The 21,465-nt window shown below is 71.1% G+C and carries 17 protein-coding genes and 1 tRNA gene; 10 read left to right on the forward strand and 8 right to left on the reverse strand.

Annotation, left to right across the window (positions count from 1 at the left end):
• Positions 1-21: 21 nt before the first annotated feature.
• The 4 genes from yidC to rpmH are packed head-to-tail and all read right to left on the reverse strand — an operon-like array spanning position 22 to position 1,938.
• Positions 22-1,059, reverse strand: a complete 1,038-nt coding sequence (gene yidC / locus ABT299_RS03660; protein ID WP_433242937.1) for a membrane protein insertase YidC — start codon at positions 1,057-1,059, stop codon at positions 22-24.
• On the reverse strand, positions 1,052-1,423 hold the full coding sequence (gene yidD / locus ABT299_RS03665) for a membrane protein insertion efficiency factor YidD (protein WP_500249653.1): 372 nt from the start codon (positions 1,421-1,423) through the stop codon (positions 1,052-1,054). The genes yidC and yidD overlap by 8 nt, the downstream gene beginning before the upstream one ends.
• Positions 1,420-1,788, reverse strand: a complete 369-nt coding sequence (gene rnpA / locus ABT299_RS03670) for a ribonuclease P protein component (protein WP_190857652.1) — start codon at positions 1,786-1,788, stop codon at positions 1,420-1,422. The genes yidD and rnpA overlap by 4 nt, the downstream gene beginning before the upstream one ends.
• A 12-nt stretch (positions 1,789-1,800) precedes the next feature.
• Positions 1,801-1,938 carry a 50S ribosomal protein L34 gene (gene rpmH / locus ABT299_RS03675; RefSeq protein WP_151593908.1) on the reverse strand — a complete coding sequence of 46 codons (138 nt, stop codon included), beginning with the start codon at positions 1,936-1,938 and terminating at the stop codon, positions 1,801-1,803.
• A 759-nt stretch (positions 1,939-2,697) separates the two neighbouring features.
• Between rpmH and dnaA the strand changes: the two genes are divergently transcribed.
• The 9 genes from dnaA to ABT299_RS03720 all read left to right on the forward strand — a co-directional run bounded on the left by dnaA (position 2,698) and on the right by ABT299_RS03720 (position 15,801).
• On the forward strand, positions 2,698-4,947 hold the full coding sequence (dnaA, locus tag ABT299_RS03680) for a chromosomal replication initiator protein DnaA (protein WP_500249654.1): 2,250 nt from the start codon (positions 2,698-2,700) through the stop codon (positions 4,945-4,947).
• Between the two features lie 643 nt (positions 4,948-5,590).
• Positions 5,591-6,733 carry a DNA polymerase III subunit beta gene (gene dnaN / locus ABT299_RS03685; RefSeq protein WP_190857656.1) on the forward strand — a complete coding sequence of 381 codons (1,143 nt, stop codon included), beginning with the start codon at positions 5,591-5,593 and terminating at the stop codon, positions 6,731-6,733.
• A gap of 97 nt (positions 6,734-6,830) precedes the next feature.
• Positions 6,831-7,751 carry a phosphogluconate dehydrogenase (NAD(+)-dependent, decarboxylating) gene (gnd, locus tag ABT299_RS03690; RefSeq protein WP_387025765.1) on the forward strand — a complete coding sequence of 307 codons (921 nt, stop codon included), beginning with the start codon at positions 6,831-6,833 and terminating at the stop codon, positions 7,749-7,751.
• A gap of 72 nt (positions 7,752-7,823) precedes the next feature.
• Entirely contained in the window at positions 7,824-8,948 is a 1,125-nt protein-coding gene (recF, locus tag ABT299_RS03695) for a DNA replication/repair protein RecF (protein WP_190857660.1), read from the forward strand.
• A gap of 162 nt (positions 8,949-9,110) precedes the next feature.
• Complete coding sequence (locus ABT299_RS03700) at positions 9,111-9,632, forward strand: DciA family protein (protein ID WP_190857667.1); 522 nt, start codon at positions 9,111-9,113, stop codon at positions 9,630-9,632.
• 455 nt (positions 9,633-10,087) lie between these two features.
• Positions 10,088-12,037, forward strand: coding sequence for a DNA topoisomerase (ATP-hydrolyzing) subunit B (gene gyrB, locus ABT299_RS03705; protein WP_190857670.1), 1,950 nt, complete (start codon positions 10,088-10,090; stop codon positions 12,035-12,037).
• 91 nt (positions 12,038-12,128) lie between these two features.
• Positions 12,129-14,636: a DNA gyrase subunit A gene (gene gyrA, locus ABT299_RS03710; RefSeq protein WP_190857673.1), complete on the forward strand. Its 2,508-nt coding sequence runs from the start codon at positions 12,129-12,131 to the stop codon at positions 14,634-14,636.
• A 42-nt stretch (positions 14,637-14,678) separates the two neighbouring features.
• A complete protein-coding gene (locus ABT299_RS03715; protein ID WP_347256742.1) occupies positions 14,679-15,638 on the forward strand; it encodes a DUF3566 domain-containing protein in 960 nt (319 codons plus the stop codon).
• Positions 15,639-15,727: 89 nt separating this feature from the next.
• Positions 15,728-15,801, forward strand: a tRNA-Ile gene (locus ABT299_RS03720).
• A 177-nt stretch (positions 15,802-15,978) separates the two neighbouring features.
• Here the strand turns inward: ABT299_RS03720 and ABT299_RS03725 are convergent.
• Positions 15,979-17,433, reverse strand: coding sequence for an MFS transporter (locus ABT299_RS03725; protein ID WP_500249655.1), 1,455 nt, complete (start codon positions 17,431-17,433; stop codon positions 15,979-15,981).
• Positions 17,430-17,951, reverse strand: a complete 522-nt coding sequence (locus ABT299_RS03730; RefSeq protein ID WP_500249656.1) for a DUF2231 domain-containing protein — start codon at positions 17,949-17,951, stop codon at positions 17,430-17,432. The genes ABT299_RS03725 and ABT299_RS03730 overlap by 4 nt, the downstream gene beginning before the upstream one ends.
• 156 nt (positions 17,952-18,107) lie before the next feature.
• Here ABT299_RS03730 and ABT299_RS03735 point away from each other — a divergent pair, with 156 nt between their 5' ends.
• Complete coding sequence (locus tag ABT299_RS03735; RefSeq protein WP_500249657.1) at positions 18,108-19,043, forward strand: LysR family transcriptional regulator; 936 nt, start codon at positions 18,108-18,110, stop codon at positions 19,041-19,043.
• A 208-nt stretch (positions 19,044-19,251) separates the two neighbouring features.
• Here ABT299_RS03735 and ABT299_RS03740 read toward each other — a convergent pair whose 3' ends face one another.
• Positions 19,252-19,734: a hypothetical protein gene (locus ABT299_RS03740; RefSeq protein WP_190857684.1), complete on the reverse strand. Its 483-nt coding sequence runs from the start codon at positions 19,732-19,734 to the stop codon at positions 19,252-19,254.
• A 96-nt stretch (positions 19,735-19,830) separates the two neighbouring features.
• On the reverse strand, positions 19,831-21,369 hold the full coding sequence (locus tag ABT299_RS03745) for an MFS transporter (protein ID WP_500249658.1): 1,539 nt from the start codon (positions 21,367-21,369) through the stop codon (positions 19,831-19,833).
• Between the last annotated feature and the right edge of the window lie 96 nt (positions 21,370-21,465).

Genomic DNA, 21,465 nt, shown 5'->3' on the forward strand with positions numbered 1-21,465 from the left:
CGGCGAGGACAGAGGTCCAAACTAGCGCTTCTGGCTTCCGCTGCGCTTGCTGCGCGGCTTGCGGGTCGGCTGGTTGCGGACGACCTTGGGCTTGGTGTCCTCGGGCTCCGGAGCGGGCTCCGGCTCCTTCTTGAGCTTGGCCTTGATCCCGGACGGCGCCTGGCCGTTCTTGCCGGCGGCCGCCTTCGCGCCGCCGCTCTTGGCTCCCGCGGCCTTCGCACCGGGCTTGGCGGCGGTCTTCGTCCCGGTGGTCTTGCCGCCCGACGTGGCCTTGGCGGTGGCGGTGTCGTCCGCCTTCTCACCGGGCGGAGGGAAGCGCTTGTAGATGTAGTGCTGCTGCGCGAGCGTCCAGCTGTTCGACGTCACCCAGTACATGAGGACGCCCAGCGGAAAGCCGAGGCCGAAGAGGCCGAAGAGGGGCGCGAGGAAGACCATCATCTTCTGCGCCTGCATCATCGGGTTGGCGTCGGCCGCCGCGGCGGGCTGGCGCTTCATGCTGGCCCGGACGGTGAAGAACGTCGTGCAGGAGCTGATCACCACGGCGATGCCGGTGACGACGATCGCGCTCCAGGTCTTGTCGCTCCAGGCGTTCAGGAACGTGTCCGGGATGTGCGCGCCGAAGATGTTGGCGTGCTGGGCGCTCTGCACCAGGTCCGCCGACATCGCGAAGACGCCGTGGCCGGGCTTGGCGTCCGAGATCCGCTTGAGGGTCTGGAACAGGCCGATGAAGACCGGCATCTGCACGACCAGGGGAAGGCACCCCGACAGCGGGTTGGCGCCGTTCTCCTGGTAGAGCTTCATGACCTCCTGGTTGAGGCGCTGCTTGTCGTTCTTGTACTTCTTGCGCAGCGCCTGAACCTTCGGGTTCAGCTCCTGCATCTTCCGTGAGGCGTGGATCTGCTTCACGAAGAGCGGCACGAGGATGAGCCGCAGCATGACGGTCAGCAGGATGATCGAGCCGCCCCACGCCCATCCGCTGTCCTTGGGGAAGACGACACTCAGCCCCGCGTGAATCCACACGATGAGCTGAGAGACGATCTCGTATAGCCAGTCAAGCACCGGGCAGCTCCTTGGGCTCTGCTAGGGCGGGGCCGCTCTCCTCGCGGCCGGAGTTCGAAGAAGCCGCCTTCGCCTTCGCGGAGGACGTCTTCTTCGGCGGCACCGGGTCGTGGCCGCCGGGGTGGAAGGGGTGGCACCGCGCGATCCGGCGGACCGTCAGCCACGTGCCGCGCGCCGCCCCGTGCACCTGGAGGGCCTTGAGGCCGTAGGTGCTGCAGGTCGGGGTGAAGCGGCACTGCTGCCCGAGCAGGGGACTCAAGAAGCGGCGGTAGGCGCGGACGAGAAGGATCAACACCGCGGCGACCGGACCAGGGGTGGTCGCCGGGCGCTGGTCGGTGAACGGTTCCCCGTGCCGGTTCCTCATCTCCGCCCCTTGGACGCGGACCGCAGCAGCCGGTCGAGCGCCGACTCGAGATCCGCGGCCAGATCGTCAGGGCGCGCCTCGCCCGCGCGGGGGTTGGCGCGCACTACGAGCAGGCTACCCGGTGGAAGCCGGTCCACGTGCCCGCGCGCGAGGTGCCGGAGCCGCCGCCGTACCGCGTTGCGGGTGACGGCGTTGCCGACGTTGCGCGCCACGATGAACCCGACCAACGCCGGGCCCGCGGCCTCCGCGTCCCCTTCCCTGCGGAGCAGGTGGACGACGACGTTAGGCCGTCCGGCGCGGCGCCCGCGCCGGACGGCCAACGAGAAGTCGTCCCGCCGCCGCATCCGGTGCCCGGACGGCAGCATGAGAGAGGTCGGTCAGACCGCGACGCGGGCGCGGCCCTTGCCGCGCCGCGAGGAGAGGACGGCGCGCCCGGCGCGCGTGCGCATCCGCAGCCGGAAGCCGTGCTTCTTGTGGCGGCGGCGGTTGTTCGGCTGGAATGTACGCTTGCTCACTTTGAGGCTCCAGTGCTGCGGTCGGTTCGACTAGAAAGGCGCGATAGCTCGCATCGAGGGCCCGCGTTCGGTCCCCCGCAGCGGGGGCCCACCCGTGCCGTCCGGGCGGACGACCGGCGGGCACGCGTCACCTCCGTCGATGCGACTCGACCTCAGCACGTTACGGGCTATCCGCCCGCCGGGTCAAACGGATCACCGGTTCCCCGACCCTGCCGGCCGGCCTCAGCCCGAGCACGGCCGGCCCTCGCCCGAGCTTGGCTGCCCGTCGCCCGTGCGGCGTCCCGGCCCTAGCGCGGCACCCGTCGGCAGGCGCCCCCGCCAGGCCCTCCTCGCCAGGCGGTCGGTGCGCATACGACGGGTGGCCGTTCGCTCCGGGCGGGGCCTGAGCTCTCGGCTGCTTCTTGTTGCGGGTGGGATCGGCAGGGGTTAAGGTCTTCCTTCCGGGCACGCCGACATTCCCGTGACGATCTGGATCGCGGTCGGTGTTCCGCCCGCCGAACCCCCCGTCAGAGAACCGCCCGCGCACCGGCCGCCGAAGTGGCCGGAGACCTCCCGTCCCCGCGTCTCCCGCCCCTGCGGCGGAGTTTTGCACAGGGTCCCGCATGCCTATGCACAGCATGTGGACAACTCTGTGGACAACTCGTGAGAGAGTAAGGCTTCCGCGTCGCGGCCGTGCCCAACGAGGCGGGCCGCAACCCGTGGGAGAACCGGGCAGTCAGGTACTCCGTTGACCGGAGTTGTGGGGAGGGGACCTTGCGCATGGACGGTCAGGATCTCGGATCGGTCTGGGCCCGCACCCTCACCGCGCTGTCTGAGAGCGATCTGTCCCCGAGCTACCGCGCATGGCTGCCGATGGTCCGCCCGCTGGCCCTGGTGGAGGGGACGGCGCTGCTCGCGGCGCCGAACGAGTTCGCCAAGGACGCGCTGGAGACCCGGCTGCGCAACCTCATCACGCAGGCGCTCTCCCATGAGCTGGGCAGGGAGATCCGTGTCGCGGTGACGGTCCAGCCGGAGCCGCCCGCGGTGCCGGGCCCTGGCCCGGGCGGCGGTTCGCGGGCGGGGGCGGGCGAGCCGCTGCCGGCGCCGGTGCCCGGCGGCGGGCCGCACGAGTCCGCACCTCCTTCTTATGGCGAACGGCCCCTCGACGACCGCGAGCGCGAGCGGGACCGCGACCGGCCTTATACGGACCAGCAGCCGTACGGCGACTCTCCTTACTCGGAGCGTCAGGATTACGGCGACCGCTCGTACCCGGAGCAGCCGTACGGCGACCCGGGGTATCGCGCGCCGTCCGAAGTTACCCACAGGCCCGGCCTTCCCGGTGGATATCCACAGGGCGACGACAACGATCGTGGATGGCCGCAGCGCGACAACGACCACGGCGCGCCGTTCCCCCCGGCTCCGCGCCCTCCGGCGTACGGCGCCGGTCCGGGCGGCCGGGGGCCGTCCTCCTATGACCGGGGGCACGTCCCGGGTTTTCCGGGGCGCGGCCGTCCGCAGGAGGGGTTCGGCGGGCAGGAGGGATTCGGCGGTTCGGAGGGGTACGGAGGCGAGCCTCCCGGAAGGCCCCCGCACGCGCCGTCGCATCTCAACGATCGGACCCTCGGCCCGCTGCGTCCGGGGGGGCGCGGCGAACCGCTCGGCCGGGAGCCCCAGCATGGTTCCGCCGAGCCTCCGCTGGGACACGACGAGGAGTCGTACAAGACGGAGTTCCCCGGCGCGGAGAAGTCGTACACAGGGCCGGAGCAGTACCCGGCGTCCGAGCAGTACCGGGGTGAAGAGCCGCCGTACCGCGGTGAAGGCGGTTTCCGCGACGACGAGGCGTCCGACTCCCGTGGACCGGTCCCCGCACCGGGCGGCGGCCCTGGAGGTCCCGGCGGTCCCGGCGGACCAGGAGGTCCCGCCTCCTCCGGATCAGGAGCGCCCGGGGGCGCGCGCGAGGGTGGCGGCGGTCAGGGCGCCGGCGCGTCCGAGCACGCCCGCCTGAACCCGAAGTACACGTTCGAGACGTTCGTCATCGGCTCCTCCAACCGGTTCGCGCACGCGGCGGCCGTCGCCGTCGCCGAGCAGCCCGCCAAGGCGTACAACCCGCTGTTCATCTACGGGGACTCCGGCCTCGGAAAGACGCACCTGCTGCACGCGATCGGCCATTACGCGCAGAGCCTGTTCAATGGCGCGCGGGTCCGGTACGTCAGCTCCGAGGAGTTCACGAACGACTTCATCAACTCGATCCGCGACGGCAAGGCGGACGGGTTCCGCCGCCGCTACCGGGACGTCGACATCCTCCTCGTCGACGACATCCAGTTCCTTGAGGGCAAGGAGCAGACGCAGGAGGAGTTCTTCCACACCTTCAACACGCTCCACAACGCCAGCAAGCAGATCGTGATCTCCAGCGACCGGCCGCCCAAGGAGCTGGTCACGCTGGAGGACCGGCTGCGCAACCGGTTCGAGTGGGGCCTGACGACCGACGTCCAGCCGCCGGAGCTGGAGACCCGGATCGCGATCCTGCAGAAGAAGGCCCGCCAGGAGGGCCTGGCCGCGCCGCCGGACGTGCTGGAGTTCATCGCCTCGCAGATCGCGACGAACATCCGGGAGCTGGAGGGCGCGCTGATCCGGGTGACGGCGTTCGCGAGCCTGAACCGGCAGTCGGTCGACATGAAGCTGGCGGAGATCGTCCTGAAGGACCTGATCCCGAACGACTCCGGCCCGGAGATCACCGCCGCGATGATCATGGCGCAGACGGTGGAGTACTTCGGCACGACGATCGAGGACCTGTGCGGGCCGTCGCGGTCCCGGATGCTGGTGACGGCCCGGCAGATCGCGATGTACCTGTGCCGGGAGCTGACGGACCTGTCGCTGCCGAAGATCGGCCAGCAGTTCGGCGGCCGCGACCACACCACCGTGATGCACGCCGAGCGCAAGATCCGCTCGCTGATGGCGGAGCGCCGCGCGATCTACAACCAGGTCACCGAGCTCACCGGGCGGATCAAGCACCAGGCCCGCAAACGCTGAGGATAAGCCTGGGGACGGCCCTTCCCGGGCTGTGTACAAGGACCGTGCACAGGCCCGTTCGAACGCCCGATCGAGACAGGGCCGGGATGGCGCCCGAATCAAGATCGACACGCACAGCCTGGGGATAACCCTGGGGATCCCGACCGAAAGGCCGGGGAAAACCTGCGGACAACATGGGGACGACTCGTGGACCGATTGTGGAAGCCCTGGGGACGGCCACCCGGCATCATGGGGACGAACCCGTGGACAAGCTGGGGAAGCGTTGGGGACGCCCTGGGGACGGCCCCGACCGGTCCCCGCCACGACGGCCGGCCGACGCCGCGGCCAGGGAGAACCTGCGGAAAACTCGTGGACAACCGGGGGATGACGTGAGGATGACGTGTGGGGACGGAATCGCCGTCCCCAGCGCGGCTCGCCGCGTCCACCGCCGATGCACAGCCCCCGTGGACAGAGATCCGCGGCCTCACCTGCGGGAACGCGGGCTGTCCACACTATCCACGGCCCCTATTACTGGTACTGCACTACTTCTCTACTCAAGAAAAGATCCAACTCAAGCTAGGGCCTGGGGACAACGCGCCCCGAGCGCCCGAGCCGAGGCCGAACCACCTCACCCTTGTCCGACACCTGCAGGAGGCGGGTCCCCTTGAAGTTCCGCATCGACAGAGACGCCCTGGCCGACGCCGTGGCCTGGACGGCGCGCACGCTGCCGGTCCGGCCCCCGGTGCCGGTGCTCGCGGGCATGCACATCGTCGCCGGAGGCGAAGGCAACGACGACCGCCTGAAGCTGTCGGCGTTCGACTACGAGGTCTCCGCGCAGGTCTCGACGGAGATCGACGTGGAGGAGGCGGGGACGGCGCTGGTGTCCGGCCGCCTGCTCGCCGAGATCTCGCGCAGCCTTCCTCCCCACCCTGTGGAGGTGACGACCGACGGCGCGAAGGTGATGCTGCGCTGCGGGAGCGCGAAGTTCACCCTCCTCACCATGCCTGTGGAGGACTACCCGTCGCTGCCGGAGATGCCGCCGGCCGCGGGCGCGGTGGGCAGCGACGAGTTCGCCGCGGCCGTCGCGCAGGTCGCGATCGCCGCTGGCAAGGACGACACGATCCCCATGCTCACCGGCGTGCGCGTGGAGATCGAGGGCGAGACGGTGACGCTCGCGTCGACCGACCGGTACCGGCTGGCCGTCCGGGAGCTGCACTGGAAGCCGGAGCGGCCGGACTTCTCCGCGGTCGCGCTCGTCCCGGCGAAGACGCTCGCCGACACGGCCAAGTCGCTGACCGCGGGCGCCGAGGTGTCGATGGCGCTGGCCGGGACGGGCGGCGCCGGCGAGGGCATGATCGGCTTCGAGGGCGGCGGGCGCCGCACCACCTCGCGGCTGCTGGACGGCGACTTCGTCAAGTACCGGTCGCTGCTGCCGAGCGAGTACGCGGGGCTGGCGGAGGTGAACACGGGGCAGTTCATCGAGGCGGTGAAGCGCGTGTCGCTGGTCGCCGAGCGCAACACCCCCGTGCGGCTGTCCTTCAGCCAGGGCGAGGTCGTCCTGGAGGCGGGGACGGGCGACGAGGCGCAGGCCGTGGAGGCCCTGGAGGCCACGCTGGAGGGCGAGGACATCGACATCGCCTTCAACCCCGGGTTCCTGCTCGACGGGCTCTCGGCGATCGGCTCGGACGTCGCGCGGCTGTCGTTCACGACGCCGACCAAGCCGGCGGTGCTGACGGGCAAGCCGCCGCAGGACGGTGAGAACCCGAACTACCGTTATCTGATCATGCCGGTGCGGTTGTCTGGGTAAAGACCGGTCCTGGGGCATACCTGGGGAGACGACCGGTCCGCGGGGGAGTCGCCCCCGCGGACGGGCACGGGCAGCGACGCACAGGGGAGAAGTGAGCATGGAGCTGGGCATCATCGGCCTGGGCAAGATGGGCGCCAACATGGCCGAGCGGCTGCGGCGCGGCGGTCACACGATCATCGGCTACGACCACAACGCCGATCTCAGCGACGTCGGCTCGGTCGAGGAGCTGGTCCGGCGCCTGACCCCGCCCCGTGCCGTGTGGGTGATGGTGCCCGCGGGCGGCCCGACGCAGGACACCGTCAACAAGCTGGGGGAGGTCCTCGACGCGGGCGACCTCGTCGTGGACGGCGGTAATTCACACTATGTGGACGACCAGAAGCACGGCGAGGAGCTGGCGGCGAAGGGCATCGGCTTCCTCGACTGCGGCGTCAGCGGCGGTGTGTGGGGCCTGCAGAACGGCTACGCGCTCATGGTCGGCGGCGACGACGAGAACGTGAAGCGGATGATGCCGATCTTCGAGACCCTCAAGCCGGAGGGCGAGTACGGCTTCGTGCACTCGGGGAAGATCGGCGCGGGCCACTACGTGAAGATGGTCCACAACGGCATCGAGTACGCGATGATGCAGGCGTTCGGCGAGGGCTACGAGCTGATCGAGGCGAGCCCGCTGGTCACCCGGGTGCCGGAGACGTTCCTCAGCTGGCAGGAGGGCACGGTCATCCGGTCCTGGCTGCTGGACCTGCTGAACCGCGCCCTCAAGGACGACCCGGAGCTGGACGACCTGCGCGGCTACGCCAACGACTCCGGCGAGGGGCGCTGGACGGTGCAGGCCGCCGTGGAGCACGCGGTGCCGCTGCCGGCGATCAGCGCGTCGCTGTTCGCGCGGTTCGCCTCCCGGCAGGACGACTCCCCCGCGATGCGGGTCGTCGCGGCGCTGCGCAACCAGTTCGGCGGGCACGCGATCGAGTCCGCCAAGGGCGCCGACTCCCCCGGCGCCGACGTGGAGCCCCCGAAGGTCTGACCCGCCGCGGAGTTATCCACAGAACGCGCCGGGTGTGTGGGCGGCGCGCGAAAGGCTCTACCCTCGTGTCCCGTGCACGTCGCCCACCTCTCGCTCCAGGACTTCCGGTCGTACGCCACCGCGGAGGTGGCGCTCGCGCCGGGCGTGACCGCGTTCGTGGGGCCGAACGGGCAGGGCAAGACGAACCTGGTCGAGGCGATCGGGTACGTCGCCTCGCACGGCAGCCACCGCGCCGCGACGGACGCGCCGCTCGTCCGGCAGGGCGCGCCGCGCGCGATCGTCCGCGCGGGGGTGGTGAAGGACGACCGCAAGGCGCTGATCGAGCTCGAGATCAACCCGGGGAAGGCGAACCGGGCGCGGCTGAACCGGTCCCCCGTCCCCAGGCCGCGGGAGATCCTGGGGATGCTGCGGACGGTGCTGTTCGCCCCCGAGGACCTCGCTCTGGTGAAGGGCGACCCGGGGGAGCGCCGCCGGTTCATGGACGAGCTGCTGACGGCGCGGGCCCCCCGGTTCGCGGCGGTCCGGTCCGACTACGAGCGGGTCCTCAAGCAGCGCAACGCGCTGCTGAAGTCGGCGGCGGCGCACCGCCGGTCCCCCGGCCCGGAGGTGCTCGCGACGCTGGACGTGTGGGACGCGCACCTCGCGCGGACCGGCGCGGAGCTGCTGGCCGGGCGGCTGGAGCTGGTGGAGGCGCTGCGTCCGCTCGTCGCGCGCGCGTACGCGGCGCTCGCCCCGTCCAGCGGCCTGGCGGATCTGCACTACCGGAGCTCGCTGGGCGCCGAGGAGTTGTCCACAGACCGTGGACGGCTGGGCGAGCAGCTGCTCGCCGGTGTGGCGGAGTCCCGCAAGCAGGAGCTGGAGCGCGGGGTGAGCCTGGTCGGGCCGCACCGCGACGAGCTCGTCCTGCGGCTGGGGGAGCTGCCCGCGCGCGGGTACGCCAGCCACGGCGAGTCGTGGTCGTTCGCGCTGGGGCTGCGGCTCGCGGCGTTCGACCTGCTCCGCGCGGACGGCGACGACCCGGTGCTGATCCTCGACGACGTGTTCGCCGAGCTGGACGCGGGGCGCCGCAGCCGGCTGGCGGAGATGGTGGCGCCGGCGGAGCAGGTGCTGATCACCGCGGCGGTGCCGGCCGACGTCCCGGAGGAGCTGACGGGCGGTTCCTACACCGTCTCCGACGGCCGGGTCGTCCGGGACTGACCGGGAAGGGGCGCGCAGGTGGCCAGTGATCCCCAGAAGCGGCGGGCCGGGGGAGAACGTCCCGGCTCGGGCGCCGATGATCCACAGGATGTGCACAACTCCCCCGGTCCGGTGAATTCTCCGGAACCCGGGGGTGTGGACGGAGCCGGCGATCCCCAGGCTGTGGACGGCGGGACGGCCGATGCGGCCGCCGCGTCCGGGGAGCCGGCGGCCCCGGCGAAGTCGGGGATCGAGCTGGCGCGGGAGGCGCTGGCGCAGGCGAAGGCGGACGCGCTGAAGCGCGGCACGCTGCCCGGCCAGGGCGGGCGGCGCAAGGGCGCCGCGAAGCCCGTCCGCACGCGGGACCCGGGCCGCGGCGGCGACCCGAAGGCGTTCGGCGCGGCGATCCGGGAGCTGCTGGCCACGCGGGGGTGGGAGCAGCGCGCCGCGGTCGGCGGCGTGTTCGGCAACTGGGCCGGCATCGTCGGTCCCGAGCTGGCCGAGCACACCCGCCCGGAGCGGTTCGAGGACGGGGAGCTGACCGTCGCCGCCGACTCCACGACGTGGGCGACGCAGCTGCGGCTGCTGTCGTCGACGCTGGTGCGGCGGCTGAACGAGGAGCTGGGTCACGGGACGGTCCGCCGGGTGAAGGTGGTCGGCCCGGCGTCGGGCCCCCGTCGCACCGGCGGCTGGCGCGTACGCTGAATCGCCGATCGGCGGCGACGGGTCCTCGGGAACCGGCGTCGTCCGTGACCGGCGTCGTCGGGAAGTGACAAGGCGGCGGGGCCGATCACGCGCCGCCGGGCCGCCGGTTGCGCGGGGTGACGGGATGTCAGTGGCGGGTGGGAACATCTGTTCGGGAAGCCCGGTGACGAGTTCAGCAACGAGGGCGCCGTAGGCCAGAGAACCCCCCTAGGGCTATGGGGGGATGCATCTCCAGGCCCGCTCGGCCGCCACACGCGCACACAGCGCTCGGGAGTGCCACTTTTCGCCGTGTGACCCGGTAGAATGATGACGGGTTCAGGATGCTGCACCGCCATGGGGTGCCCGGAGCTCTCACGAACACGTACAGAGCACTAGGGCGCCCTCATGTGTGTACGGGGCACACCGCGCTCCCCTGGGCGCGGGGCGGCTCACCATCCCCGGCAGGAGGATCTCCTTTGGCGTACGACGCTAGTTCGATCACTGTCCTTGAAGGCTTGGAAGCGGTTCGCAAGCGTCCGGGCATGTACATCGGGTCGACCGGTGAGCGCGGCCTCCATCACCTGGTCTACGAGATCGTGGACAACTCGGTCGACGAGGCCCTCGCGGGCTACGCCGACGACATCGTCGTGACGCTGCGCGCGGACGGCGGCGTCAGCGTTGTCGACAACGGCCGCGGCATCCCGGTGGGCGAGCATCCGGTGGAGAAGCGGCCGGCGATCGAGCTGGTGCTGACGACGCTGCACGCCGGGGGCAAGTTCGACGGGAAGTCCTACGCGGTCTCCGGCGGCCTGCACGGCGTCGGCTCCGCGGTGGTGAACGCCCTGTCGACCCGGCTGGAGGCCGAGGTCAAGGTCGACGGCCACGTGTGGCGGCAGTCCTACACCTGGCAGGGCCCCGAGACGGAGCTGCGGAAGGGCGAGGAGACCGCCGAGACGGGCACCCGCATCACCTTCTGGCCCGACGGCGACATCTTCGAGACCCTCGAGTGGAACTTCGAGACGCTGTCGCGCCGCATGCAGGAGATGGCGTTCCTGAACCGGGGCCTGTCGATCACCCTCCGCGACGAGCGCCCCGACCACTCCAACGGCGAGTCCAACGGCGAGCCGCACGTGGTGAAGTACCACTACGAGGGCGGCATCGAGGACTTCGTCCGCTACATCAACGCGCGCAAGGACGCGGTCCACGAGTCGGTGATCTACTTCGGCGACGACACCGAGGGCATGTCGGTGGAGATCGCCATGCAGTGGAACTCCTCGTACGCCGAGTCGGTGCACACGTTCGCGAACACGATCAACACGGCGGAGGGCGGCACCCACGAGGAGGGGTTCCGCGCGGCGCTGACCACGATCGTCAACCGGTACGCGCGCGACAAGGGGCTGCTGCGCGAGAAGGACGACAACCTGACCGGTGAGGACGTCCGCGAGGGCCTCACCGCGATCATCTCGATCAAGCTGGCCGACCCGCAGTTCGAGGGGCAGACGAAGACCAAGCTCGGCAACACCGAGGCGAAGTCGTTCGTGCAGCGGGCCTGCAACGAGCATCTCCGCGACTGGTTCGAGGAGAACCCGGGCGAGGCCAAGGAGATCATCAACAAGGCGTCGCAGGCCGCGCGCGCGCGTGTGGCGGCGCGGCAGGCGCGCGACCTGACCCGGCGCAAGAGCCTGCTGGAGTCGACGTCGCTGCCCGGCAAGCTGTCGGACTGCCAGTCGACCGACCCGTCCAGGTCCGAGCTGTACATCGTCGAGGGCGACTCGGCGGGCGGCTCGGCGAAGGGCGGCCGCAACCCGCACTTCCAGGCCATCCTGCCGATCCGCGGCAAGATCCTGAACGTGGAGAAGGCGCGGATCGACAAGATCCTCAAGAACAACGAGGTCCAGGCGATCATCACCGCGCTCGGCACCGGGGTGCACGACGAGTTCGACATCTCCAAGCTGCGGTACCACAAGATCATCCTGATGTCGGACGCCGACGTCGACGGCCACCACATCAACACGCTGCTGATGACGCTGCTGTTCCGGTTCATGAAGCCGCTGATCGAGGCCGGGCACGTGTACCTGTCGCAGCCCCCGCTGTACAAGATCAAGTGGGACGCCCGGGGCAACGAGGCCGACTACGCCTTCTCCGACGCCGAGCGCGACGCGATCATCGAGGCCGGGATCGCCGCGGGCAAGCGCGACCCGCGCCCCCGCGACCAGGTGCAGCGCTTCAAGGGCCTCGGCGAGATGAACGCCAACGAGCTGTGGGACACCACGATGGACCCCGACAACCGGGTCCTGCTGCAGGTGCAGCTCGACGACGCCGCGCAGGCCGACGAGCTGTTCAGCGTGCTCATGGGCGAGGAGGTCGAACCCCGCCGGGAGTTCATCCAGCGCAACGCCAAGGACGTGCGCTTCCTCGACATCTGACAGGTGCGGCGGCCCCGGCCCGCCCTGACCGGCGGCGGGGCTCCCATCGGGCGTCGTACTTCGTTCCCACTTAGCAGAAGAGGTCTTGAGAGTGACGGACGTGACCGCAGAGGGCGGACACTCGGACGGGCGGATCGAACCGGTCGACATCCAGGTCGAGATGCAGAAGAGCTATCTCGACTACGCGATGTCGGTCATCGTGTCCCGCGCGCTGCCCGATGTCCGCGACGGCCTCAAGCCGGTGCACCGCCGGGTCATGTACGCGATGTACGACGGCGGCTACCGGCCCGACCGCGGCTACTTCAAGTGCGCGCGCGTCGTCGGCGACGTCATGGGGAACTACCACCCGCACGGCGACTCGCCGATCTACGACGCGCTGGTCCGCCTGGCGCAGCCGTGGTCGATGCGGTATCCGCTGGTCGACGGCAACGGCAACTTCGGTTCGCGCGGCAACGACCCCGCGGCGGCCATGCGGTACACCGAGTGCCGCATGGCGCCCCTGGCGATGGAGCTGCTGCGCGACATCGACAAGGAGACCGTCGACTTCTCCCCGAACTACGACGGCCGCTCCGCCGAGCCGGACGTCCTGCCGTCGCGGTACCCGAACCTGCTGGTCAACGGGTCCGCCGGCATCGCGGTCGGGATGGCCACGAACATCCCGCCGCACAACCTGCGCGAGGTCGCCGACGGCGTCCGCTGGTACCTGGAGAACTACGGCGCGTCCGACGAGGAGCTGCTCGAGGCGCTGATCGAGCGGATCAAGGGCCCCGACTTCCCGACCGCCGGCCTGATCGTCGGCCGCAAGGGCATCGAGGAGGCCTACCGCACCGGCCGCGGCTCCATCACGATGCGCGCCGTCGTCGAGGTCGAGGAGATCCAGGGCCGCACCTGCCTGGTCGTCACCGAGCTCCCCTACCAGGTCAACCCGGACAACCTCGCGCTGAAGATCGCCGAGTCGGTCAAGGACGGCAAGCTCGACGGCATCGCCGACGTCCGCGACGAGACGTCCGGCCGGACCGGCCAGCGCCTGGTGATCGTCCTCAAGCGGGACGCGGTCGCCAAGGTCGTCCTGAACAACCTGTACAAGCACACCCAGCTGCAGGAGACGTTCGGCGCGAACATGCTCGCGCTGGTCGACGGCGTGCCGCGCACGCTGCGCGTCGACCAGTTCGTCCGGCACTGGGTCGCGCACCAGATCGACGTCATCGTCCGCCGCACCCGGTTCCTGCTCCGCAAGGCCGAGGAGCGCGCCCACATCCTGCGCGCGCTGCTGAAGGCGCTCGACCGGATCGACGAGGTCATCGCGCTGATCCGCCGGTCGCCGTCGGCCTCGGAGGCGCAGCAGGGCCTGATGGACCTGCTGGAGATCGACGAGATCCAGGCGCAGGCGATCCTGGACATGCAGCTGCGCAAGCTCGCCGCCCTGGAGCGCCAGGCGATCACCGACGAGTACGACAAGCTGATGGCGGAGATCGCCGACTACAACGAGATCCTGGCCTCGCCGGAGCGGCAGCGCCAGATCGTCGGCGACGAGCTGGCCCCGATCGTCGAGAAGTTCGGCGACGACCGGCGCACGCAGATCATCCCGTTCGACGGTGACGTGTCGTACGAGGACCTCATCGCCGAAGAGGACGTCGTCGTCACCATCACCCGCGGCGGCTACGCCAAGCGCACCAAGACGGACCTGTACCGGGCGCAGCGGCGCGGCGGCAAGGGCATCCGCGGCGCGCAGCTCAAGCAGGACGACATCGTCGACCAGTTCTTCGTCACCACGACGCACCACTGGATCCTGTTCTTCACGAACAAGGGCCGGGTGTACCGGGCGAAGGCGTACGAGCTGCCGGACGCCGGGCGCGACTCGCGCGGCCAGCACGTCGCGAACCTCCTCGCGTTCCAGCCGGACGAGCACATCGCCCAGGTCATGGACCTGCGCGACTACGAGGTCGCCCCCTACCTCGTGCTCGCCACGAAGAAGGGCCGCGTCAAGAAGACCGCGCTGAGCGACTTCGACTCGCCCCGCACCGGCGGCATCATCGCGATCAACCTGATCGACGACGACGAGGTGATCGCCGCGCGGCTCGTCTCCGCCGACGACGACCTGCTGATGGTGTCCACCGGCGCGCAGGCGATCCGGTTCCACGCCGACGACGACTCGCTGCGCCCGATGGGCCGCGCCACCTCCGGCGTGATCGGCATGCGCTTCGAGGAGGACCAGGAAGTCCTGAACATGCTGGTCGTGAAGGACTCCGATCACGATGTCCTGGTCGCGACCGAGGGCGGCTACGCCAAGCGGACGCCCGTCGACCAGTACCCGGTCCAAGGACGGGGTGGTAAGGGAGTTCTCACCGCTAAGATCGTGGAGTCTCGCGGCAGGTTGGTAGGGGCTCTGATGGTCCGCCCGGACTACGAGGTCTTCGGCATGACCTCGAACGGCGGGGTCATCCGCACCAGCGCAGCGGAGATCAAGCAGTCCGGCAGGCAGACCATGGGCGTCCGCCTGATGAACCTCGCCGAGGGGGACAGCGTGGTCGCGATCGCGAGGAACGTAGAGTCCACCATTGAGGACTCAGTCGACGCCGAGGGGGGCGATGGTGAGTGACGCGTCCGTCCGCCTCACCGAGCCGCTAGGCCAGGAGGACACGTGAGCACGGAGCCCGGCAAGAGCAAGGGCGGGCCCGGCGGGGGCCGCAGCGGCAAGGGGACGGCCGGCAAGCCCGCCGGCCGTCCGGCCGCCTCCGGGAAGTCCGGGGACCGGACCGTCGCCGCGGCGTCCGCGAAGCCCGCCCGGGACGAGCCCGCCGCCGAGGTCGACTCCGACGCCGCCGCGCCGGACGGCGGTTCGAAGTCCTCGTCCGGCTCCTCCGGTTCGGACGAGACCCGGGTGGACCTCGCCCACCTGAAGGACGAGCCGGAGGCGTCCGGCTCGCCGGAGATCGCTCCGGTCAGGGACACCGCCGAGCCGTCCCGGCCCGCGAAGGACGCCGCCAGGCCCGCCAAGGACGCCGGCAAGCCCAGCTGGACGAAGCCCGCGGAACCGTCCGGGTCCAGGTCGGCGGGCCGTACGGAGAAGCCGTCGGTGCCTCCTCCCGCGCCGGCGGCCGCCGCCGCGTCGGGCGGCGGCTCGGGGAGCCGGCCCGGCTCCGGCTTCGCCGGGACCGTCCTGAAGGACCGCCCGTCCGCCGCGGTCGCGCCGGTGAACTCCAACGCGCCCGCGCAGGCGAAGCCGGCCCGCAAGGCCCAGCTCCAGCTCGCCCGGCTCGAGCCGTGGTCGGTGATGAAGTTCAGCTTCGTGATGTCGCTGGTCTGCTTCGTCGTGCTGCTGGTCGCCGTCGTCGTGCTGTACGTGATCCTGTCCGGCCTCGGCGTCTTCGACGCGATCAGCGACACCGTGAACAGCCTCACCAAGCAGCAGGGCGACACCACCGGCGGCGTCGACGCCGGCAACTGGTTCTCCTTCGCCCGCGTGTTCGGCTACACGGTCCTCGTGGGCGCCCTGAACGTCCTGCTCATCACCGCCCTGTCCACGGTCGGCTCGGTGATCTACAACCTCGCCGCCGACCTCGTGGGCGGTGTCGAGGTCACCCTCAAGGAGGCCGAGTAGCGCGATCCCGCCGCCGTCCGGCAATCGATTTCCGGTTGCCCTTCCACATGGGGTAATCTCTGGTTGCGCCGCAAGGGCGGCGGCAGTGCGGGCCTATAGCTCAGTCGGTTAGAGCGCATCCCTGATAAGGATGAGGCCGGTGGTTCAAGTCCACCTAGGCCCACAACGAAAACGCAGGTCAGAGGCCGGTTCCGGAAAGCTCGGAACCGGCCTCTCGATCGTTTGGCACTCCCATGGCACTCGGACCCCGTGCCACCGGCCCGTACGCCGCGAGCCCTTGAATCACTCCGCCCGCCTTTTGGGGTTGCTTGCGGCTGCGCGGGAGGCGTCCACCCCGCTATTACGTCGGCTCTGCAGGCGTGGTCGCCGGGGCTGCTCGTCGAGACGTGCTCCAGGTCGTGAGGAGCACCGCGGCGAGTGCTGCGGCGGTGGCCGCAAGGTATCCCGGCCTGGGGTCGAGCGCGGGGGTGGTATGCGTCGCGCTGTGGCCGGTCCGCGGACCGTGCACGGTGGCCAGCGATCCCATCACGGCGACGCCGAGGACGGCCCCGAGTTGTCGCGAGGTTCCCACGGTCGCGGAGGCCACGCCGGCGCGGGCCGGGGGCATTGCGACCATCGCGATGTCGGTGAGTAGCGGATTGGCCAGGCCCAGACCGGCGCCGAGGAGCAGGAAGGCCGATTCGGTGGGCAGCGGACCGGTGTTCTGTTCGGTGAGGACGAGCAGAACCGAGCCGGCGGTCAGGGCTGCGGCGCCGGACAGCAGGATCGGCCGCGCCCCGAGGCGCGGCGCCAGACGCCCGGCAGCGGTGCTGGCCAAGGCCAATGCGGCCGGGGCGGGGAGCAGCCTCAGGCCGGTCTGCATCGGGGACAGGCCCTGGAGCTGTTGCAGTTGCAGAGAGCCGATGAACAGGATGCCGTTGAACGCCAGGTAGAACAGCACGGCCAGCAGGCTCGCGCCGGCGAACGCCCGGTCCCTGTACAGCGTCGGATCGATGAGCGGATGCCGGGATCGCGTCTCGGCGACACCGAAGGAGACTGCCGCGACGGCCGCTGTGCCGAACAGCAGCAGGCCCGGTGTCGACAGCCAGCCGGCGGAAGAGGCGTGGATGAGGGCGTAGGCCAGGCTGGCGGTGGTCAGGATCCAGAGCGTCTGCCCGGCGGCGTCGAACGGTCGCGGGCGCTCGGCGCGGGACTCGGGGACGTAGCGGCGGGTCAGGAACAGGCCCAGCGCGCCGATCGGCACGTTCAAGACGAAGATGGCACGCCAGTCGACGGCGGCGACCAGGGCGCCGCCGATCAACGGCCCGGCCCCAGCCGCTACGCCCGAGGACCCGGCCCACACGCCGATCGCCCGGGTCCGGGCGGCCGGGTCGTCGAAGGTGTGGGCGATGATGGCCAGGGTCACCGGCATGAGCATGGACGCGCCCACACCCTGGAGGACCCGCGCGGCGATCAGGGCCGGAAGGTCCGGGGCGGCCCCGCACGCGAGCGAGGCGAGGGTGAAGACCGCCAAGCCGACGAGGTAGACGATGCGACGGCCGAAGCGGTCGCCGAGCCCGCCGCCGGTCACCCCCAGACAGGCCAGCGCCAGCACATAGCCGTCGACGACCCACTGCAGGGCGCTGACCCCGCCGCCGAGATCGCGGCCCATGGTCGGCAGCGCGACGTTCACGGCGGTGGCGTCGACCTGGGTCATGACCAAGCTGAAACAGCATATGAACAGCACGATTCCGGCGCTGCGGAGCGCGGCACCCGGCCGCGCCCCGTGGCGGCCCGTGAGCGTCGGCGAGCTCACCGCTCCGCCGGTTCCTCGATGCCGCCGGCGGGTGCCGGAGCGGGCGCGACACCCGCGGCGAGGCCCTGGCCCCTTCCGTGGACGAGCTTGCCGCCCACATGCAGGCCGAAGATCGTGAGCGCGACCGCGATCGCCTCGACCACGAGCACCGCCGCCGGTGGGGCTCCGGCGTCGGGATACCGCTGGCGACGCAAGGTGAGCTCGGCGATCGTCAACACCATCACGGTTCCCATGATCGCCGCGTGCCGATTCACCCCCCGCCGCGCGACGGGCCCGCGCTCCAGCACACGGGACCGGTCGGCCAGGCCGGCCAGGGCCGCCACGAACATCACGCCCATGCCGACCATGAGCGCCCAGGTCGCGGCCTCGTACAGGTTGCGCGCCGAGCCGTGGCCGGACCCGGTGGCCGCGGAGATCGCGTCGAGGACGGCCGCCGTGATCGACGCGCCGATCGGAACGTGCACCAGCGGCGGATGGTAAGGCATACGCCGCCGGCCGGGGGTCGCGGGGGAAGTCATGGCTCTCCAAATCGGTTCATCGCGGCCCGCAGGATGATCGCGGCCGGGCGCGGAAGGCCTGCCAGCACGGGGCGGGCGCCGGACACCTCCAGGATGTGGCGGGGAACGATCAAAAGTCCAAGATATGATTTTGATGATCACTGATAAGTTTTCACTATGGAGTTGCGGCAGCTTCGGTACTTCGTGACGGTGGCCGAGGACTTGAACTTCACCCGTGCCGCGGCGCGGGTTCACGTCGCGCAGCCGGCGATCAGCCAGCAGATCGCCCGGCTCGAACACGAACTGGGCCAGGAACTGTTCGACCGGTCCGGACGGCAGATCCGGCTGACCGCGGCCGGGGAGATGTTCCTTCCCTTCGCCCGCGAGACCCTGGAGACCGTCGCCCGAGGCCGCGACGCCGTAGCCTCTCTGGCCGGGGCTCTGGCCGGGCGCCTTTCGATCGGCACCATCCAGTCCCCGCCGCCCTCCCTGCTGGATGTGCTCGCCGCGTTCCACCACGACCATCCGCTCGTGGAGATCTCCCTACGCACCGCCAACCCGCAACACCTGGCTGAACACGTCGCCAAGGGCACCCTGGACGCCGCGCTGCTGGGGATCACCGGGCAGCCGCTGCCCGCCGCCGTCGCCACCGCCGCCTACACCACCGAACCGCTCTTGGCCCTCGTTGCGCCCGACCACGCGCTCGCCGGCCGGGCTCACATCACCCTGACCGCACTCAAGGACCAGCCCTTGGCCACGCTCACCCACGGCAGCGGCCTGCGAACCGTCCTGGAAACCGCCTGCGCCAAGGCCGGATTCACGCCTTTGATCCACGCCGAGACCGACGACATCGGCCTTCTCATCGACTTGGCGGCCCGCCGCCTCGGCGTCGCCCTCGTCCCCGGTGCCGGCCTCGTCCCCGGCACCGGCCTCGTGCCCTCCCGCCCCGACCTGGTCGTCCTCCGCGTGCACCGACCCAAACTCGCCCGGCGCACCGTATTGGCCTGGCACCGACACCGACCCACCCGTCCGGCACTGGCCTTCCTGGACTACGCGCGGGCCGCGACCTCACGCGACACCGAAGACCAGGCGACTCCCAGCGAGTCCAGTTGAGGGTTCCGGCGATGTCAGTCGGCAGGCGACAGGCGGCCGAGCGGGGCACCGCGCAGGCGACCTCCAGTCGCCGACCTCGGCGGCGGAGGGGCAGGATGTGGGCGGCATGCCAGGCGGCCGACGGCCTCCTTGTTGGTGGCGAGCGGCCTTCTGCTTGTTCGGCATTGCGCCGTCCCGGCCTCCAGGGGACGGGCGGGTGGCGTGCGGTTTATACGTGCTCTTCGAGTTCGGGGATGCCGAGTTCCTTGCGTGCCGCCTTGAGGAACGTCTCGCGCGCGTCGCGGATGAAGTCCTCGTGCGTGCCGTCCGCCGGGCGCTCGTGCCAGAGCGCCGCGTCCAGGCGTCCGGCGTAGGCGAGCGCGGCGGTGCGCAGTTCGGGAGAGCAGACGAGGTCGAGGCACCGCTGCAGGTACCAGAAGCGATGGGTGACATCGCCGGTGTCGCTTCCCAGCGGGGCGTCCCGGAACCGGCGGTGGCTCGCACGCTCCATGGCCTGTGCGGCGTCCATGAACTCCTGCAGCGCCTCTTTGCGCTCCGCTCTGAGCGCGGCGAGCCGGTCCGCTCTGGCCCGGGCCGTCGACTCCCGGCTCAGCAGCCGCTGGGTCCAGTACGAGCCGCCGGCCGCGATGACCGCTCCGACGACCACACCCGACAGGGACGCCAGGCTCGCCGCCAAGCCAGAACCGCTCATGTGCACATCCTGTACCGCGCGAGCCGCCACAGCGGTGCGAATCGGACAGCTCCCCCGGCACCCCGCCCTCTTGGTGAGTGCCGGGGGGCGCGCTGGTCAGTTCGGTGCCGGGGTTCTGGCGGGTTCGGTGTCGGGCCGCGGGGCTGCGGCTTCGGCGGGACGGAGCAGCGGGCCGGGGCGGAGCAGCGCGCCGCAGAGGACGGCGCCGGTCGCGAAGATGCCCACGCACCACCAGAACACCGTGGTGTAGCCGTGGATCGCGGCGAGCTGGAGCAGGTGCGGCGTCGGGCGCCCGTGCAGGTGGTCGGTCAGGTAGCCGGTGGTGGCGCCGGCGGCGATGGTGTTGAGCAGCGCGGTGCCGATCGAGCCGCCGAGCTGCTGCCCGGTGTTGATGCTCGCCGACGCCACCCCCGCGTCCTGCGGCGCCACCCCGAAGGTGCCGGTGGCGGCCGCCATGCCGAAGATGAGGCCCATGCCGGCGCCGGTCACCATGAGCGGGCCGAGCAGCGCCGACGCGTAGTCCGAGTGCGCGCCGATCCTCGTCAGCCAGACCATGCCGGCCGTGTTGAGCAGCATGCCGGCGATGACCATCGGCCGCGGGCCGAAGCGCGGCAGCAGCCTGGTGTTGCCGAGGGTGGCCGTGCTCCCGCTGAGCACCACCATCGGCAGCATGGCGACGCCGGACCTGACGGCCGAGTACCCCAGCGTCACCTGCATGTAGTAGACGAGGAACAGGAAGACGCCGAAGGTGCCCGCGCCGCTGATCAGGACGGTGAGGTAGGCGCCGGCGCGGTTGCGGTCGAGGACGATCCGGGGCGGGAGCAGGGGTTGCGCGGTGCGGGACTGCCAGGCGGCGAAGACGAGCAGGAGCGCGCCGCCGCCCGCCAGGAACCCCCAGGTCGACGGCGTGCCCCAGCTGTGCGACGCGGCGTTGGAGAAGCCGTAGACCAGGCAGAACATGCCGCCGGACACCGCCAGGACGCCCGGGACGTCCAGCCGGCCGCCCGGCGTCCGCGGCTGCCGGGGCACCAGCAGCGCGCCGCCGGTGATCGCGACCGCGGCGAAGAGCAGGTTGACGTACATGCACCAGCGCCAGGACAGCGAGGACGTCAGCGCGCCGCCGAGCAGCAGCCCCAGGCCGCCGCCCGCGGCCGCGACCATGCCGTAGACGCCGAACGCCTTGGCGCGCTCCTTCGGGTCCTTGAACGTGGTGGCGAGCAGGGACAGGGCGGACGGTGCGAGCAGCGCGCCGAAGACCCCCTGGCAGGCGCGCGCCGTCACGAGCATGGGGAAGCCGGTCGCGGCGCCGCCGGCGGCGGAGGCGGCCGCGAAGCCGACGAGCCCGGTGAGGAAGGTCGCCTTGCGGCCGACCAGGTCGGCGAGGCGGCCGCAGAACAGCAGCAGGCCGCCGAACGACAGCGCGTACGCGGTCACGACCCACTGCCGGTCGGCGGTCGTGAAGCCGAGGGCGCGCTGCGCGGACGGCAGCGCGAGGTTCATGACGGTCAGGTCGAGGACGACCATGAGCTGGGCGGCGGCGATGACGGCGAGGATCAGCCACCGCCTCGGGTCCCGGCCGGCCGTGCCCGCCGGGTCGGCCGGGCCGGAGGCCGGGGCCGCACTGGGTGTCGCCACGATGATCTCCTTGTCGCGTCGGGCGGGTCGGGGCGCCGGCGGCGGTCGCCGCACGCCGCCGGGTCTCCCGCCGCGGATCGGTGTCACCGGTCCGAC

Origin of the sequence: Spirillospora sp. NPDC000708 (assembly GCF_040299565.1) — a bacterium.
GTDB lineage: Bacteria > Actinomycetota > Actinomycetes > Streptosporangiales > Streptosporangiaceae > Spirillospora.